At 58.8% G+C, this 15,677-nt stretch carries 14 protein-coding genes; 8 read left to right on the top strand and 6 right to left on the bottom strand.

Annotated features, from left to right (window positions below):
• Positions 1-33 precede the first annotated feature (33 nt).
• A complete protein-coding gene (locus V6944_RS03885; protein ID WP_333497962.1) occupies positions 34-846 on the top strand; it encodes a helix-turn-helix domain-containing protein in 813 nt (270 codons plus the stop codon).
• A 14-nt stretch (positions 847-860) separates the two neighbouring features.
• Here V6944_RS03885 and V6944_RS03890 read toward each other — a convergent pair whose 3' ends face one another.
• The 4 genes from V6944_RS03890 to dsdX all read right to left on the bottom strand — a co-directional run bounded on the left by V6944_RS03890 (position 861) and on the right by dsdX (position 6,305).
• Entirely contained in the window at positions 861-2,156 is a 1,296-nt protein-coding gene (locus V6944_RS03890; protein ID WP_333497963.1) for a BNR repeat-containing protein, read from the bottom strand.
• The gene (locus tag V6944_RS03895; protein ID WP_333497964.1) at positions 2,156-3,427 is read right to left on the bottom strand and encodes an MFS transporter; all 1,272 of its coding nucleotides are present in this window, start codon (positions 3,425-3,427) and stop codon (positions 2,156-2,158) included. Before V6944_RS03895 ends, V6944_RS03890 begins: the two co-directional genes overlap by 1 nt.
• A 200-nt stretch (positions 3,428-3,627) precedes the next feature.
• Positions 3,628-4,950, bottom strand: coding sequence for a D-serine ammonia-lyase (gene dsdA, locus V6944_RS03900; RefSeq protein ID WP_333497965.1), 1,323 nt, complete (start codon positions 4,948-4,950; stop codon positions 3,628-3,630).
• Between the two features lie 17 nt (positions 4,951-4,967).
• Positions 4,968-6,305, bottom strand: coding sequence for a D-serine transporter DsdX (dsdX, locus tag V6944_RS03905; RefSeq protein ID WP_333497966.1), 1,338 nt, complete (start codon positions 6,303-6,305; stop codon positions 4,968-4,970).
• Positions 6,306-6,535: 230 nt separating this feature from the next.
• Here dsdX and dsdC point away from each other — a divergent pair, with 230 nt between their 5' ends.
• Positions 6,536-7,462, top strand: a complete 927-nt coding sequence (dsdC, locus tag V6944_RS03910; RefSeq protein WP_333498242.1) for a DNA-binding transcriptional regulator DsdC — start codon at positions 6,536-6,538, stop codon at positions 7,460-7,462.
• A gap of 107 nt (positions 7,463-7,569) precedes the next feature.
• Here dsdC and emrD read toward each other — a convergent pair whose 3' ends face one another.
• Together emrD and V6944_RS03920 are read right to left on the bottom strand one after the other, a co-directional pair.
• Positions 7,570-8,754 carry a multidrug efflux MFS transporter EmrD gene (gene emrD / locus V6944_RS03915; RefSeq protein WP_333497967.1) on the bottom strand — a complete coding sequence of 395 codons (1,185 nt, stop codon included), beginning with the start codon at positions 8,752-8,754 and terminating at the stop codon, positions 7,570-7,572.
• A 175-nt stretch (positions 8,755-8,929) separates the two neighbouring features.
• On the bottom strand, positions 8,930-9,763 hold the full coding sequence (locus V6944_RS03920) for a DMT family transporter (protein ID WP_333497968.1): 834 nt from the start codon (positions 9,761-9,763) through the stop codon (positions 8,930-8,932).
• Positions 9,764-9,983: 220 nt separating this feature from the next.
• Here V6944_RS03920 and ivbL point away from each other — a divergent pair, with 220 nt between their 5' ends.
• The 6 genes from ivbL (at position 9,984) to V6944_RS03950 (ending at position 15,667) form a co-directional block, all read left to right on the top strand.
• The gene (gene ivbL, locus V6944_RS03925) at positions 9,984-10,082 is read left to right on the top strand and encodes an ilvB operon leader peptide IvbL (RefSeq protein ID WP_072011409.1); all 99 of its coding nucleotides are present in this window, start codon (positions 9,984-9,986) and stop codon (positions 10,080-10,082) included.
• Positions 10,083-10,187: 105 nt separating this feature from the next.
• On the top strand, positions 10,188-11,876 hold the full coding sequence (gene ilvB / locus V6944_RS03930) for an acetolactate synthase large subunit (protein ID WP_333497969.1): 1,689 nt from the start codon (positions 10,188-10,190) through the stop codon (positions 11,874-11,876).
• Positions 11,877-11,879: 3 nt separating this feature from the next.
• Positions 11,880-12,170, top strand: coding sequence for an acetolactate synthase small subunit (ilvN, locus tag V6944_RS03935; RefSeq protein WP_333497970.1), 291 nt, complete (start codon positions 11,880-11,882; stop codon positions 12,168-12,170).
• 75 nt (positions 12,171-12,245) lie between these two features.
• On the top strand, positions 12,246-12,836 hold the full coding sequence (gene uhpA / locus V6944_RS03940) for a transcriptional regulator UhpA (RefSeq protein ID WP_185668124.1): 591 nt from the start codon (positions 12,246-12,248) through the stop codon (positions 12,834-12,836).
• Positions 12,836-14,338, top strand: coding sequence for a signal transduction histidine-protein kinase/phosphatase UhpB (gene uhpB, locus V6944_RS03945; RefSeq protein ID WP_333497971.1), 1,503 nt, complete (start codon positions 12,836-12,838; stop codon positions 14,336-14,338). The genes uhpA and uhpB overlap by 1 nt, the downstream gene beginning before the upstream one ends.
• Positions 14,339-14,347: 9 nt before the next feature.
• Positions 14,348-15,667 (top strand): MFS transporter, encoded by a 1,320-nt coding sequence (locus V6944_RS03950; protein WP_106924829.1) that lies wholly within the window; start codon positions 14,348-14,350, stop codon positions 15,665-15,667.
• The last annotated feature ends 10 nt before the right edge of the window (positions 15,668-15,677 follow it).

A 15,677-nucleotide genomic window follows, 5' to 3' on the forward strand; every position in this document is an offset into this window, starting at 1 on the left:
TCTCTTCATTGTGATGACGGATCTGGAGTGTCTATGCCGCTCGTGCTGCCCCGGGAAACCCACTTTCACCATCCGCTGGAAAGCGTGGTGTTTCATTTCTGGCACCCGGAAAAAAATATCAGCCATGAACATACCCATGAATACTGCGAGCTGTTTCTGGTCGGGCACGGTAGCGGCATCCACGTCATTAATGAAAAGCCCTGGCTGCTGAGCAGCGGAACGCTCTGCTACCTGAACCGGCAGGACTATCACCTGTTTGAAGAGATGAAGGATTTACAGCAGGTGAACCTGCTCTATCTGGGGCGCGATAACTTTAACTTTATCAAACAGATCGACTATCTCCTGCCGCAGGAAGGCGAGAGCAATGTCTGGCAGGTCGACGTGGGTATTATGCAGCGGGTGTTTGACCGCCTCGCCAGCCACAACGAAGCGGAGTTCAGCGATAAGCTGCTGGCGGAAAGCCATAAAGAGATGATTTTTCTCGAGGTGTTGCACACTCTGAATCTGTGGCGCTACAAAACCCAGGATTTCCACTCCAGCGAAGATCGCATCAGCCAGGTGCTGATTCGCCTCAACGGCCAGTGGCAGCAGCCGCTTGATCTTGACGCGCTGTGCCACGAGTTTAGCCTTTCCAGGCGCACGCTTCAGCGCGGTTTCAGCGACTATACCGGCGTCTCTCCCCAGCAGTATCTCGCGCGTGTGCGGTTACTTCAGTCCCACTATCAGCTGCGTTTTACTGATGATTCGGTGAACGATATTGCGGTTCGTTGCGGATTTGGCGACGTTAGCTACTTTTCTCGCGCTTTTCGTCGCCAGTTTGGCGTGTCCCCGAACCAATGCCGCTAACCGCCTTATCTGGTCTACAACAGGATCTCCACGACTTCTAACAGCGTCGATCCTGTTTTCTCACCGTGCGCTACGTCGCGGAAAATCGGTAGTGCCTCCCAGCGTAACCAGTAGCGGCTTTGCGGGCGGTAATCGCTGTTTTGCGCGGGGATCAACTGCACTTGTGCCTGCGGCGCAATACCTTGCCGTGGCTGCCGCAGCGCCTCCGGAAGCGGTGAAACCAGCGGTCGCGAACCCACCACCGTTAGCTTCCGGTCATCAATAATCCAGACCCCGCTTCCAGCCCAGGTTGAGGTCCATTCCACCTCGAGTTGACCGTTGCCAATCGCGCGCGGTGCGCTGAGCGTCACGTCCGGAGGAATCGACCCACCGCCGTTAAAATCCCAGCGAAAATCCCACTGGCTGATCTGCGTTTTTTGCCAGCGGCCCTTGCCGTCCGGGCGTGCCAGATACGCCTGCGACAACCCCCGGTCATCATAACGATGGTAAATCAGCACCGGGCGCGCCTGATTATCAAAGCCCACTTCCTGCACCATATTAATCAGCCCGCCGCCGATGCCCGCGTCGTCGACAATCTCGCCCTGATGGCGGGCAATGGGTAGCGTGAGCGGCGTGCCGTCTGATTTTCCCCAGTGCTGAAGGTCACGGCTGCGTACGTACGAGAGGTTGTTGTTGGTCTCGCAGTGCGGCGTTTCGCGCCACATCCACACCATGTGCCAGTAGCCGTCCGGCCCCAGCAGCGGCTGGCGTGCGTAGCCGTTGCGCGCCCCTTCGCCGTTGAGCAGCGGCGTCTCCAGCAGGCGTGACCACTGCTGACGCTCGGCGTCGAAAATGTTGTACAGGTCATCGCCGTTGCCGCTGCAGCCATCGCGATAGCGGAACAGCAGGCGGCCCTGTACGTCTTTAAAGAACACCGGGTAGGTGGCCCGCGCTTCACGTTCGCCGGTCATCGCGGCAACGCACTGCAGAGTGGTGACGTCGAGCGGTGTGCGGCTGCGGAAGTAAATGAGCGGATCAACGTGCATATTGCCGGAAAGATGCAGGTATCCGGCGCTATCTACCGCCATCGTCAGATAATTGTGTGAATCAAACTCGGTGATATGCGAGTCGCGTTCGCGCTCCGGTAGCCAGAGCCCCTGCGGCTGAAAGGTCTGCCACGGGCCGTCGGGCAGCTCACGCTGGCCCACGGTGATGCGGTGTTCTGCATCATACCAGGCGGCAAACTGGTGGTTGTCATGATTAATCAGACAGTAAAGCACGGTGAAATCTGCGCAGGCGTGGGCCACGGGCGCAACAACGATATCGGTCATCAGACGGTCTCCGGACGGGCAACAAAAGATTTTTTACGACGCAGGAAGAAGGCGGCCAGCACCAGCGCACCGATCGGATGCAGCGTCGCGCCAGCGTATATCGGCATCGAGTAACCGAAGTGGTCGATGATGGTGCCGACAAAGCCGTTAAAGATAATGGAGGTCACGCCGCCCAGCGCGCTCATCACACCGATAGTGGTAGCGATGGCCACGCGTGGTGCCAGCCCGCCCATCATGATGGTGGCCATGCTGAGCCAGGCGGTGCACATAAAGTTAATCACCGTCATGATAGCCACCGCCGCGTAGGCGTTACTGATGGACGGCAGCAGGAACACCAGCGGTGCCAGACAGGTGACGGACCAGATAATGGTTAAGCGAGCACGGGTGGCGTCCATGCCGCGCGCCACCAGACGGTCAGAGGCCCAGCACACCGCCAATACGCCAAAGACGGCAACCAGCGGCGGCAGCCACATCAGCTTGCCAACTTCTGCCAGCGTCAGGCCGATTTTTTCCTGCATAAAGCCGACCTGCCAGTACTGATAGAAGAACCAGAACGGGTCGGTGAGCAGGCGAGCAATCAGCAGCGCCCAGATAGGTTTTGAGGTCAGCACCATCTTGTAGCGTTCAACCAGCGGCACGCTGACAGCGCTAACCTGCACCGTGTCGTCGGCGGCAGGCGGCGTTTTACGGCTGGAGAGATACCACATCACTCCGACCACCACGCCCGCCATTGCTGGGATAAAGAATGCCCAGCGCCAGCCGGTAGAAATGGTCACCCAGGCCACAAACGGCGGCGCCAGGATCAGCCCCAGCGACTGAATAATATTGGTGAGCTGGAAGGCAAAGGCACGCTGCTCGGCGCGAAACCAGGTAAAGACTGCCAGCGTCAGCGCCGGCACAATCCCGGACTCCGCCAGACCTAGCATGACGCGCCCGACGATAAGCCCGGTCATCGAATGCGACAGGCCGGTGATCAGCGTGGCAATCGACATCAATACCATTAGCGCGCACAGCACGTAGCGGCTGCCGAAGCGGTCGACGATGCCGCCGACGAAGAAATACATGAAGGTGTAGGGGATCATAAAGGCGCTGATCAGCACCGAGTAATCGCTGTTATCCAGCCCCAATTCCTGCATCAGCGTGGTTTTGAGGATAGAAACAATTTGCCGGTCGAGCGAAAAGAAAAACAGCACGCAGCCGAGAAGCAGAAGCAGTACCCAGATGAGCAGGGTAAAACCGCCGCGGCCGACCGATTTTTCAGCCTGTTGCATTGTGTTCTCCGGTTTATCGTAGGGATACGAGATAGCCCGGAGTATATCGACGCCGTTCTTTAACGCTGGCGGCAGGGATGAGGAGTGTGATGTGCGGCAATACGCTTTGACCTGAGATGCCACATTGGCGGGAGAAGTGGCACGATTGTGATGCAGCAGCATCGCGCCACGGCGGCGATGCTGCTTGAGTTCAGCGCAGGTTAGCGCCCTTTTGCCAGGTACTGCGCCATTTCGGCTTCCGGCACCATACCGCCGCCGGTCGCCCACACCAGATGGGTGGCGTGATTGAGCTGCTCGGCGCTGAAGCTGTGCATCTGCTGGTAATCCGTGGAGGCACAAACGTGCTGAGGGCCCGCCATGCCGGCCAGCGCCGATGGCTCAAGGCGAATGCCTTCTTCCTGCGCCAGCCAGCCCAGCATGTCGTACATCGTCTGGTCATCGAGGGTGTACAGGCCGTCGAGCAGACGTTCCATCGCCCGGCCGACAAAGCCCGAGGCGCGGCCCACCGCCAGCCCATCCGCCGCCGTCAGGTTGTCGATGCCAATATCTTGCACGGAAATGGTATCGTGCAGCCCGGTATAAATCCCCAGCAGCATGCACGGTGAATGGGTTGGCTCGGCGAAGAAGCAGTGGACGTTATCGCCAAATGCCAGCTTCAGACCAAACGCCACGCCGCCAGGGCCGCCGCCGACGCCGCATGGCAGGTAAACAAACAGTGGATGATCGGCATCCACCGCGCGTCCCTGTTGGGCAAACTGTGCCTTCAGGCGCTGCCCGGCCACCGCATAGCCTAAGAACAGCGTGCGGGAGTTTTCATCATCGATAAAGAAACAGTTCGGATCGGATTCCGCCGCTTTGCGCCCCTGTTCAACCGCCACGCCGTAATCTTCCTCGTATTCGACCACCGTCACGCCGTGGCTGCGCAGTTTGGCTTTTTTCCACGCGCGGGCATCAGCGGACATGTGCACTGTGACGTTAAAGCCGATACGGGCGCTCATGATGCCAATCGACATTCCCAGGTTGCCGGTGGAGCCGACAGCGATGCTGTACTGGCTGAAGAACTGTTTAAACTCGGGTGAAAGCAACACGCGGTAATCGTCTTCGGTGGTCAGCAGACCGGCTTCCAGCGCCAGTTTTTCCGCATGGGTCAGCACTTCATAAATGCCGCCACGCGCTTTAATTGAGCCGGAAATCGGCAGATGGCTGTCTTTCTTCAGCAGCATTTCGCCGCGGATAGGCTGCCCGTACTCTTTTTCCAGCCGCTTTTGCATCAATGGAATGGCGGCCAGCTCGGATTCAATAATACCGCCGGTGGCAGCGGTTTCCGGGAACGCCTGCGCCAGATACGGCGCGAAGCGCGTCAGGCGGGCGTGGGCGTCCTGAACATCGTGCTCGGTCAGGCCAACATACGGTAAACCTTCCGCAAGAGAGGTGGTGCCAGGGTTAAACCAGGCCGTTTCCTTGAGAGCGACCAAGTCTTCCACTACAGGATGCTGGGCGATAAGTGTTTGAATGTTTTCCATAGTCAGTCTCTTTGCGCTTAAATAATAAAGGAAAGCAGGAATGTGCACGCCAGTGCAATAACGGACGCGATAAATGTCGCGGTCGTATAGTATTTGAACGTCTCATTCAGGGTGGCGCCGCAGTACTGCTTCACCAGCCAGAAGAGGGAGTCGGTCACGATCGTGCAGCCAATGGCGCCGGAACCGATGGCAATAGCGATGATCTCCGGGCTAACGTTAGGGTAGAGCGGCAGCATCGGTGCCACGATTGCCGTCGCCCCCATCATCGCCACCGTCGCGGAACCCACCGCGGCATGCAGGATTAACGCCACCAGCCAGGCCAGCAGAATCGGGTGCATATGCATGTTCGAGAGGATGAGCGCGAGCGTATCCGCCAGACCGCTGCTCTTGAGGATAGCGTTGAACGCGCCACCTGCGCCGATAATCAGCAAAATGTTCGCAATGGAGCCAAAACCGTTTTCGGTGTGGGTCAACAGCGCACCCATGCCGATGTGCTGACGCAGGCCGAGAATGTAATAGGCTACGAAAACGGCGATAAACATCGCGGTGATTGGGTTACCAATAAACTCCAGCAGCGTATACACCGTGCTGCCTTTCGCCATGTTCAGCTCTGCGACGGTTTTCACCAGCATCAGGCCAATCGGTAGCAGTATGGTAAACAGCGTTGCGCCTAGCGACGGTAGCGTACTTTCATCGCGCACTTTCAGGTCGGAAAACTCAGCCGGTACGGGCTTAAACGGCAGACGGTTACCGAGGAGTTTCAGGTACAGCGGCCCGCCGATAAGCGATGCCATTAAGCCCACCAGTAAACCGTAGACAATCACGGTGCCAATATCCGCCCCCAGCTTGTTGGCCACAAACAGCGCCGCCGGATGCGGTGGTACCACGCAGTGCACCGCCATCAGCGCCGTACACAGCGGGATAGCCAGCTTCAGCAGTGAAGTATGGGTCTTTTTGGCGATAGAGAATGCCAGCGGAATCAACAGCACCACGCCCACTTCCACAAACAGCGTGATCCCGCAAATCAGACCGACCAGCACCATAATGACGTCGGCGGAAAGCCAGCGGCAGCGTTGCAGCGTCAGGCCGATGCGTTCGGCCGCGCCGGATACTTCCATCATTTTGCCCAGAATGGTCCCGAGGCCGATAACCGCGGCAAGGAAGCCCAGCGTACCGCCGATACCGCTCTCAATGGCATTGACCATATCCAGCGGCCCCATGCCCATCATCGTTCCCACAAAGAAGCTGGCTAACAGCAGCGCCAGAAACGGGTGAAATTTAAACTTCACGATGGTCAAAACGATTAACACGATGCTTATCAGCAGCGTGCTCACAACCCAGATTTGAGAGTGCATAACTCACCTTGCCCTGTGATTAACCTGGGGTTATTGGACAAAAATAGGGCACGGTCTGACAAACGATATAAATCCCCCTTCACATGAGCCAGATTGCATCAAATGGGTGATTTACGTCTAATTACGCTGCCTTTATGCGATATGATTCACTCTGCGTCACCTTTAAGCTGATTTTTAGCGCGGGATTTTTTACACTTCGGCGAAGATAAATCAGGATGAAAAAGGTGAGTATGGATCCCCTGCGCGAGGTCAGAAATCGGCTGCTTAACGGCTGGCAGCTGTCGAAGCTGTATACCTTTGAAGTGGCGGCCCGGCACCAGTCATTTGCACTGGCGGCGGATGAGCTGTCATTAAGCCCCAGCGCCGTTAGCCACCGGATTAACCAGCTGGAAGAGGAGTTAGGCATTCAGCTGTTTGTCCGTTCGCACCGCAAGGTGGAGCTTACCCACGAAGGCAAACGGGTGTTTTGGGCGCTGAAATCGTCGCTGGATACGCTCAACCAGGAGATTCTTGATATCAAAAATCAGGAGCTCTCGGGGACGCTCACCGTCTACTCGCGGCCCTCTATCGCCCAGTGCTGGCTGGTTCCGGCACTCGGTGACTTTACCCGTCGCTACCCGTCCATTTCACTGACCATCCTGACCGGAAATGACAACGTCAACCTGCAGCGTGCCGGGGTCGATCTGGCGCTCTATTTTGACGATGCGCCGTCCGCGCAGCTCACGCACCATTTCCTGATGGATGAAGAAATTTTACCGGTATGCAGCCCGGAATACGCCCGTCGCAATGATCTGATGGGCACATTGGTGAACTTGCCGCACTGTACGCTGCTGCACGACAGACAGGCATGGAGTAATGATTCAGGGACCGATGAATGGCACAGCTGGGCGCAGCAATATGCGGTAAATTTGCCGACATCGTCTGGCATTGGTTTCGATCGTTCTGATTTAGCGGTGATTGCGGCGATGAACCATATCGGCGTGGCGATGGGCCGAAAGCGGCTGGTGCAAAAACGTCTCGACAGCGGCGAGCTGGTGGCTCCGTTTGGTGATAAAGCGCTGAAATGTCATCAGCATTATTACGTCACCACGCTGCCCGGCAGGCAGTGGCCGAAAATCGAGGCGTTTATTGGTTGGCTTCAGGAACAGGTTAAATAAGCGGATATAGATTCGCGTTTATGCCGGGTGGCGGCTCCGCCTTACCCGGCCTACTCACGGCCTTTGTAGGCCTGATAAGCGAAGCGCCATCAGGCAGTGTGACGGTATTACACCGCCTGGCCTTGCTGCGCAAAGCGCGATGCCAGCGGCAGCCAGCAGAGGAAAATCAGCAGCCCCATCAGCGTCATCAGCAGCCCGATGCTGGCCTGTCCGGTTTGCGGCATCATTGCCGACAGCCAGGCGAGCACGCCGGAGCCGATATTCTGCAAGCCGCCCACCAGCGCCCCCGCGGTACCGGCAAGAAATGGGAAGGGCTCCATCGCACCGCTGGTCGCCAGCGGGAACAGCATCCCCGCGCCGAAGAAAAACAGCGCCGCGGGCACCAGCAGCGTCCAGATATTCATCACCCCGAACAGGCCTGGGATCCACATCATCACGCCCGCTGCCAGACAGCACACCACCGACTGCCACATCAGCGTCGGGAAGCGTTTTTTCGGCCGCCCGGCAAACCAGGCGCCAAAGAACGCCGCCGGAATCGGCAGGATAAACAGGATACTGACCATCAGGCTGCTTAAGCCCAGCACGCCGCCCATCAGCACGCCGGAGCTGGCTTCAAATACCGCGATACCCGCCAGGCCGCCAATCAGCATCATCAGGTAGCAGTTAAAGCCGCTGTTGCCGAACAGCGTTTTGTAGTTGCTGATAAGCCGGGTTTTCGGTGCGCCGGTTGGGCGCGTTTCCGGCATCCAGCGCGCCATGCTGAAGGTAACACCGGCGCAGAGCACCAGCAGGAAGCCGTAACAGGCGCGCCAGTTGATCAGCGTCTCCAGCACGCCGCCAATCAGCGGCGCCAGCAGCGGGCTGACCAGAATCCCCATGTTTAACAGGCTGTTGGCATGACGAAGCTGGCTGCCCTCATACAGGTCACGCGGTAGCGTACGCGCCATCACGCCGCCCACGCCGGTGCCCATCCCCTGCATGGCGCTAGCAACAATCAGCACCGTCAGGCTGTGCGTGGTGATGGCAACCAGCGTCGCCAGCATAAAAATCGACATCCCGACCAGGATCACCGGGCGGCGCCCTACGCGGTCAGAGAGCGGGCCGTAGAACAGCTGCGAAACGCCATAGGTCAGCAGATAGGCCGCCATGACGCTCTGCACCGCCCCTTCGCGGACGTTGAGGTCGTTCGCCATCTGCGCAATTGCAGGAATATAAATGGTCTGCGCCATCTGACCGACGGCGACGAGCAACACCAGCATCACCAGGATATTGACGTTTCTATCTCTTTTCATTTCGCTGATAACTTTATAAAAATTGGGTTTATAAGAATAAATGTCCAGGAATTGCGCTAAAAGCGAGAGGAATCTACCACAATGAGGTGGCGATTTAATCACATGCCATGTAAATGAAATGTGTGATGCAGGCAGGATTTATACACGTAAACGGCAACAATAGTTGCCAGTTTAGTCAGGAGAGGCGCAGCAGTATGGCACCCGCAGCGATGCCGCCAGCGGCCACCAGCCGCAGCCCAGCCACCCGCTCTTTGAGCAGCAGCCAGGCAATTAGCGCACCGAACAGAATCGAGCTTTCGCGCAGCGCGGCGACCACCGCCAGCGGTGCCTGGGTCATCGCCCATAGCGCCAGGCCGTAGGAGCCCATCGTCCCCATGCCGCCCAGCAGGCCTTTCTTCCAGTGCTGCACCAGATAGCGTGACGCTTCGCGGCGGCGAGCGATCATCGCCCAGCACAGCAGGCTGGAGCCGTTAAGGAAAAACGACCACAGCGTATAGCCCAGCGCGGTCTCTGAGAGGCGCACGCCGGTACCGTCGATCAGGGTGTAACCGGCAATCACCACGGCGTTCATCAACGCCAGCACCACGCCACGCTGCGAGCTGGAGCGGCTGTTAAATGCCATCGCCAGGATCGCCGTACAGATGACCGCAATGCCACCCCAGGCCAGCGTTGAAAGATGATCGCCAAGAAACAGCACGCTGATGATGGCGACCAGCAATGGCGCGGTACCGCGCATCAGCGGGTAGGTCTGGCTCATATCGGAAATCTGATAGGTCTTCGCCACCAGTACGGTGTAAATCACCTGCAAGACGGTGGAGGCGACCATAAACGGCACGCTGGCTGCTGAGGGGGCAGGGGCAAAGGGCAAAAGCAGTAGTGCGATGAGCGCGGCGGAGCCGGTGACGCCGATAGCCGAATAGAGCTTGTCGTTTCCCGCCTTAACGATGGCGTTCCAGCTGGCGTGTAAAAGTGCGGCAAACAGCAAAATACAGAAAACAGAAAGCGTCATGATAATGCGTTGCTCAGGGAGATTTCACCAAAATTTAACACAGCCGACGGGCGGTGACCAAGGCCAGAAATAGGGGAAGAATGGGACAGTCTGGATAATTTCCCTGAATGCAATAATGTGATCTTTGCTGCATTTTTGTGCGGATGAAAATATTTCCATTGTCAGCCGAAAAAAGCTGTGTTTGTATAAATTCACTAAACGAATTGAGAGAAGACCCTTAATGACCCCATCAATGCTGACTTCGACCCTACTAAAAACCGCGCTACCAGCCGCGGTGGTCGTCGTGCGTGTGGTGGTGGTCGTCGGCAATGCGCCGTAGGGTCAGGAACACACACGATTCCAAACCCCGCCGGCGCAAACCGGGCGGGGTTTTTAGTTTCTAGCCCCCTCCGGATAGTCGGCCCAGAATAAGAAGGACTGGAGCATGGCAAGTTCGGGCACAACATCACAGACCACGCGTTTTACCGGCGCGCAATTAATCGTTCATTTACTGGAACGTCAGGGTATCACCATGGTCACCGGCATCCCCGGCGGCACGGTGCTTCCGCTGTATGACGCCTTAAGCCAGAGCACGCAGATCCGCCATATTCTGGCGCGACACGAGCAGGGCGCGGGCTTTATCGCTCAGGGCATGGCGCGTACCCATGGCAAACCGGCGGTGTGCATGGCCTGTAGCGGGCCGGGCGCGACCAACCTGGTGACCGCCATTGCCGACGCGCGCCTCGACTCTATTCCGCTGGTGTGTATCACCGGCCAGGTAGCCTCCTCGTTAATCGGCACCGACGCGTTCCAGGAAGTCGACACCTACGGTATCTCTATCCCCATCACTAAGCACAACTATTTAGTCCGTAACATCAATGAATTACCTCAGGTTATTGCTGATGCTTTCCGGATTGCCCAGTCTGGCCGCCCAGGCCCGGTGTGGATAGACATTCCTAAGGACGTTCAGACGGCGGAAATCGACATCAGTGAGCTGCCGGAACCCGGTGGCCGTGCGGCAACGCCAGAATTTAGCGCTGAGAGCGTGAGCGAAGCGGCGGCGATGATCAACGCGGCGCAGCGCCCGGTGCTCTATCTGGGCGGCGGCGTGATCAATGCCCCGGATCGCGTGCGCGAGCTGGCGGAAAAAGCTAACCTGCCGACCACCATGACCCTGATGGCGCTGGGCATGCTGCCAAAAGCGCACCCGCTGTCATTAGGTATGCTGGGGATGCACGGCGCGCGCAGCACCAACTTCATTTTGCAACAGTCTGATTTACTGGTAGTTTTAGGGGCGCGTTTTGATGACCGGGCAACCGGTAAAGTGGCGGAGTTCTGCCCGAACGCGAAGATTATCCACGTTGATATCGACCGCGCCGAGCTGGGTAAAATCAAACAGGCTCACGTGGCGATTCAGGCGGATGTGGACGACGTGCTGGCCCAGCTGCTGCCGCAGATTGACGCGCAGCCGCGCGATGCGTGGCGCAGTAAAGTAGCGGAACTGCAGCAGGAATTCCCCGGTGCGATTCCGCCGTCGGGCGACCCGCTCAGCCATTATGGCCTGATCAACGCCGTTGCCGCCTGTGTGGATGACAGTGCGATTATCACCACCGACGTTGGTCAGCACCAGATGTGGACGGCGCAGGCTTACCCGCTGAACCGTCCTCGCCAGTGGCTGACCTCCGGCGGCCTCGGCACCATGGGCTTTGGCCTGCCTGCGGCTATCGGTGCGGCGCTGGCGAACCCGGATAAAAAAGTGCTGTGCTTCTCCGGCGACGGCAGCCTGATGATGAATATTCAGGAGATGGCGACGGCGGCAGAAAACCAGCTGGATGTGAAAATCATCCTGATGAACAACGAAGCGCTGGGGCTGGTGCATCAGCAGCAAAGCCTGTTCTACAAACAGGGTGTATTTGCCGCCACCTACCCAGGCATGATTAACTTTATGCAGATTGCCGCCGGTTTCGGTCTGGAAACCTGCGATTTGAACAATGAAGCTGACCCGCAGGCGGCGCTGCAGGCGATTATCAATCGTCCGGGCCCGGCGTTGATTCACGTGCGCATCGACGCCGAAGAAAAAGTGTATCCGATGGTGCCGCCGGGTGCGGCAAATACCGAAATGGTGGGGGAATAAGCCATGCAACAACAAACACATGACAACGTTATTCTGGAACTCACCGTGCGCAACCACCCGGGCGTAATGACCCACGTCTGCGGGCTTTTTGCCCGTCGCGCCTTCAACGTGGAAGGTATTCTCTGTCTACCGATTCATGACAGCGATAAGAGCCGCATTTGGCTATTGGTTAACGACGATCAGCGACTAGAGCAGATGATTAGCCAGATAGACAAGCTGGAAGACGTGGTGAAGGTTACCCGCAACCAGTCCGACCCGTCGATGTTCAACAAGATAAGCGTCTTCTTCGAGTAATCCGCTCAAGACTTGAACAGCCGCGCGCTTATCGTTAAGGTAGGCGCGTTTTTTTTACCCGCCAGGATGGAATCCATGATCACCGTTGCCCTTATCGACGACCACACTATCGTCCGCTCCGGCTTTGCCCAACTGCTCGGCCTTGAACCTGATTTGCAGGTGGTTGGCGAGTTTGGCTCCGGGCGTGAGGCGCTGGCGGGGCTACCGGGGCGCGGCGTGCAGGTCTGTATCTGCGATATCTCGATGCCGGATATCTCCGGCCTTGAGCTGCTCAGCCAGCTGCCGAAAGGCATGGCCATTATCATGCTCTCCGTTCACGACAGCCCGGCGCTGGTCGAACAGGCGCTGAACGCGGGCGCGCGCGGGTTTCTCTCCAAACGCTGTAGCCCGGACGAACTGATTGCCGCGGTGCACACCGTGGCGACCGGTGGCTGCTACTTAACGCCGGATATCGCCGTCAAGCTGGCGGCAGGCCGTCAGGATCCGCTGACCAAGCGCGAACGCCAGGTGGCGGAGAAGCTGGCGCAGGGGATGGCGGTAAAAGAGATCGCCGCCGAGCTGGGTTTGTCGCCGAAAACGGTGCACGTTCATCGCGCTAACCTGATGGAAAAGCTGGGCGTCAGCAACGACGTCGAGCTGGCGCGCCGCATGTTTGACGGCTGGTGATGAATACCCTCTTTTCGCGGTGCATTACCGTTGTCGCCTGTTTCTTTATCTTCTCCGCCGCGTGGTTCTGCCTGTGGAGCATCAGCCTGCACCTTGTGGAGCGCCCGGCGCTGGCGGTGCTGCTGTTCCCGTTTGGCCTGCGTCTGGGGCTGATGCTGCAATGCCCGCGCGGCTACTGGCCGGTGCTGGTGGGCGCAGAGTGGCTGCTGATTTACTGGCTGGCGCAGGAAGTGGCGCTGGATCACGCGTTATTATTGATGACCGGAAGCGCGCTGACGCTGCTGCCGGTGGCGCTGACTTCCCGCTATCGCCATCAGCGCGACTGGCGCACGCTGCTGCTCCAGGGCGCGGCGCTGACTGCGGCGGCGCTGCTGCAATCGTTGCCCTGGCTGTGCCAAGGGGAAGCGGCGCTTAACGCCCTACTGTTGACCTTAACCGGCGGGCTGACGCTGGCCCCTATCTGCCTCGTGTTCTGGCACTATCTCACCAGCACCACCTGGCTGCCGCTTGGCCCGGCGCTGGTGTCGCAGCCGGTGAACTGGCGCGGGCGGCATCTGGTCTGGTATCTGCTGCTGTTTACCGTCAGCCTGTGGCTGCAGCTCGGTTTACCCGCAGAATTCTCGCGCTTTACCCCATTCTGTCTCGCGTTACCGATCATCGCGCTGGCCTGGCACTACGGCTGGCAGGGGGCCTTGATTGCGACCCTGATGAACGCCATCGCCCTGATTGCCAGCCAGACCTGGCACGATCACCCCGTTGATTTACTGCTCTCGCTGCTGGCTCAAAGCCTGACCGGGCTGCTGCTTGGCGCGGGTATTCAGCGGCTGCGCGAGCTTAACCAGTCGCTGCAAAACGAACTGGCGCGCAACCATCGGCTGGCGGAGCGCCTGCTGGAGACCGAAGAGAGCGTGCGCCGCGATGTAGCGCGCGAGCTGCATGACGATATCGGCCAGACCATCACCGCCATTCGTACTCAGGCGGGCATTGTGCAGCGTCTGGCCCCGGAGAACGCGGGCGTGAAGCAGAGCGGGGCGCATATCGAGCAGCTTTCGCTGGGCGTTTACGATGCCGTGCGCCGCCTGCTGGGTCGGCTGCGCCCACGCCAGCTTGACGACCTCACGCTGGAACAGGCTATTCGCTCGCTGATGCGCGAAATGGAACTGGAAAGCCGGGGTATTGTCAGCCACCTCGACTGGCGAATTGATGAATCAACGCTGAGCGAAAGCCAGCGGGTGACGCTGTTCCGCGTCTGCCAGGAAGGGCTCAACAACATTGTGAAACACGCCAACGCCAGCGCGGTCACGTTGCAGGGCTGGCAACAGGATGAACGGCTGATGCTGGTGATGGAAGACGACGGCAGCGGCCTGCCGCCGGGCTCGAATCAACAGGGTTTTGGCCTCACCGGCATGCGTGAGCGCGTGACCGCACTCGGCGGCTCGCTCACTATCTCCTGCATGCACGGCACGCGGGTCAGCGTCTCTTTGCCTCTGCGCTACGTGTAAGGAACGGCGATGTTTCAATTTCTCAAGGCTCCGGCTAACGCACCGCGCATCACCGATAAGCAGGAAGTGGATGCGCAATATCGCTACTGGCGGCGGCATATTCTGCTGACCATCTGGCTTGGCTACGCGCTGTTTTACTTCACCCGCAAAAGTTTCAACGCCGCGGTGCCGGAGATTCTCACCACTGGCGTGCTGACCCGCAGCGATATTGGCCTGCTGGCGACGCTGTTTTACATCACCTACGGGCTGTCGAAGTTTATCTCCGGTATCGTCAGCGACCGCTCCAACGCCCGCTATTTTATGGGCATCGGGCTGATTGCCACCGGAGTCGTCAATATTCTGTTTGGCTTCTCGACTTCGCTGTGGGCCTTTGCTCTGCTGTGGGCGCTGAACGCCTTCTTCCAGGGCTGGGGTGCGCCGGTCTGCGCCCGCTTACTTACCGCCTGGTACTCGCGCAACGAGCGCGGCGGCTGGTGGGCTATCTGGAATACCGCGCATAACGTCGGCGGGGCGCTGATCCCTATCGTGATGGGCGCTGCGGCGCTGCATTACGGCTGGCGTGCGGGGATGACCATCGCGGGAACCATGGCGATTGTGGTCGGCCTGTTTCTCTGCTGGCGGCTGCGCGACCGTCCGCAGGCCATTGGGCTGCCGCCGATTGGCGACTGGCGGCACGACGAGCTGGAGATTGCTCAGCAGCAGGAAGGTGCCGGGCTGACGCGCAAAGAGATCTTCACCCGTTATGTGCTGCTCAACCCCTACATCTGGCTGCTGTCGTTGTGCTATGTGCTGGTGTATGTGGTGCGCGCGGCGATCAACGACTGGGGCAATCTGTACATGTCCGAAACGCTGGGCGTCGATCTGGTGACGGCGAATACGGCGGTCACGATGTTTGAGCTAGGCGGGTTTATCGGTGCGCTGGTGGCGGGCTGGGGCTCGGACAAACTGTTTAACGGCAACCGTGGGCCGATGAACCTGATTTTCGCCGCCGGGATTTTACTCTCGGTGGGCTCGCTGTGGCTGATGCCGTTCGCCAGCTACGTGATGCAGGCGGCGTGCTTTTTCACCACCGGATTCTTCGTTTTCGGCCCGCAGATGCTTATCGGCATGGCGGCGGCGGAGTGCTCGCACAAAGAGGCGGCGGGCGCGGCTACCGGCTTCGTTGGGTTGTTTGCCTACCTCGGCGCGTCGCTTTCCGGCTGGCCGCTGGCGAAGGTGATGGAAGTGTGGCACTGGACGGGCTTTTTCGTGGTGATTGCCATCGCGGCGGGCATCTCCGCGCTGCTGCTGCTGCCGTTCTTAAACGCCCAGGCGCCGCGAGAAGCGTGACCCGCCTCAC

Source organism: Kluyvera sp. CHPC 1.2972 (genome assembly GCF_036759925.1).
GTDB lineage: Bacteria > Pseudomonadota > Gammaproteobacteria > Enterobacterales > Enterobacteriaceae > Kluyvera.

Coding starts and splice junctions, on each gene's coding strand:
- V6944_RS03885 (WP_333497962.1), top strand. CDS start 34: ATGCCGCTCGTGCTGCCCCGGGAAACCCACTTTCACCATCCGCTGGAA.
- V6944_RS03890 (WP_333497963.1), bottom strand. CDS start 2,156: ATGACCGATATCGTTGTTGCGCCCGTGGCCCACGCCTGCGCAGATTTC.
- V6944_RS03895 (WP_333497964.1), bottom strand. CDS start 3,427: ATGCAACAGGCTGAAAAATCGGTCGGCCGCGGCGGTTTTACCCTGCTC.
- dsdA (WP_333497965.1), bottom strand. CDS start 4,950: ATGGAAAACATTCAAACACTTATCGCCCAGCATCCTGTAGTGGAAGAC.
- dsdX (WP_333497966.1), bottom strand. CDS start 6,305: ATGCACTCTCAAATCTGGGTTGTGAGCACGCTGCTGATAAGCATCGTG.
- dsdC (WP_333498242.1), top strand. CDS start 6,536: ATGGATCCCCTGCGCGAGGTCAGAAATCGGCTGCTTAACGGCTGGCAG.
- emrD (WP_333497967.1), bottom strand. CDS start 8,754: ATGAAAAGAGATAGAAACGTCAATATCCTGGTGATGCTGGTGTTGCTC.
- V6944_RS03920 (WP_333497968.1), bottom strand. CDS start 9,763: ATGACGCTTTCTGTTTTCTGTATTTTGCTGTTTGCCGCACTTTTACAC.
- ivbL (WP_072011409.1), top strand. CDS start 9,984: ATGACCCCATCAATGCTGACTTCGACCCTACTAAAAACCGCGCTACCA.
- ilvB (WP_333497969.1), top strand. CDS start 10,188: ATGGCAAGTTCGGGCACAACATCACAGACCACGCGTTTTACCGGCGCG.
- ilvN (WP_333497970.1), top strand. CDS start 11,880: ATGCAACAACAAACACATGACAACGTTATTCTGGAACTCACCGTGCGC.
- uhpA (WP_185668124.1), top strand. CDS start 12,246: ATGATCACCGTTGCCCTTATCGACGACCACACTATCGTCCGCTCCGGC.
- uhpB (WP_333497971.1), top strand. CDS start 12,836: ATGAATACCCTCTTTTCGCGGTGCATTACCGTTGTCGCCTGTTTCTTT.
- V6944_RS03950 (WP_106924829.1), top strand. CDS start 14,348: ATGTTTCAATTTCTCAAGGCTCCGGCTAACGCACCGCGCATCACCGAT.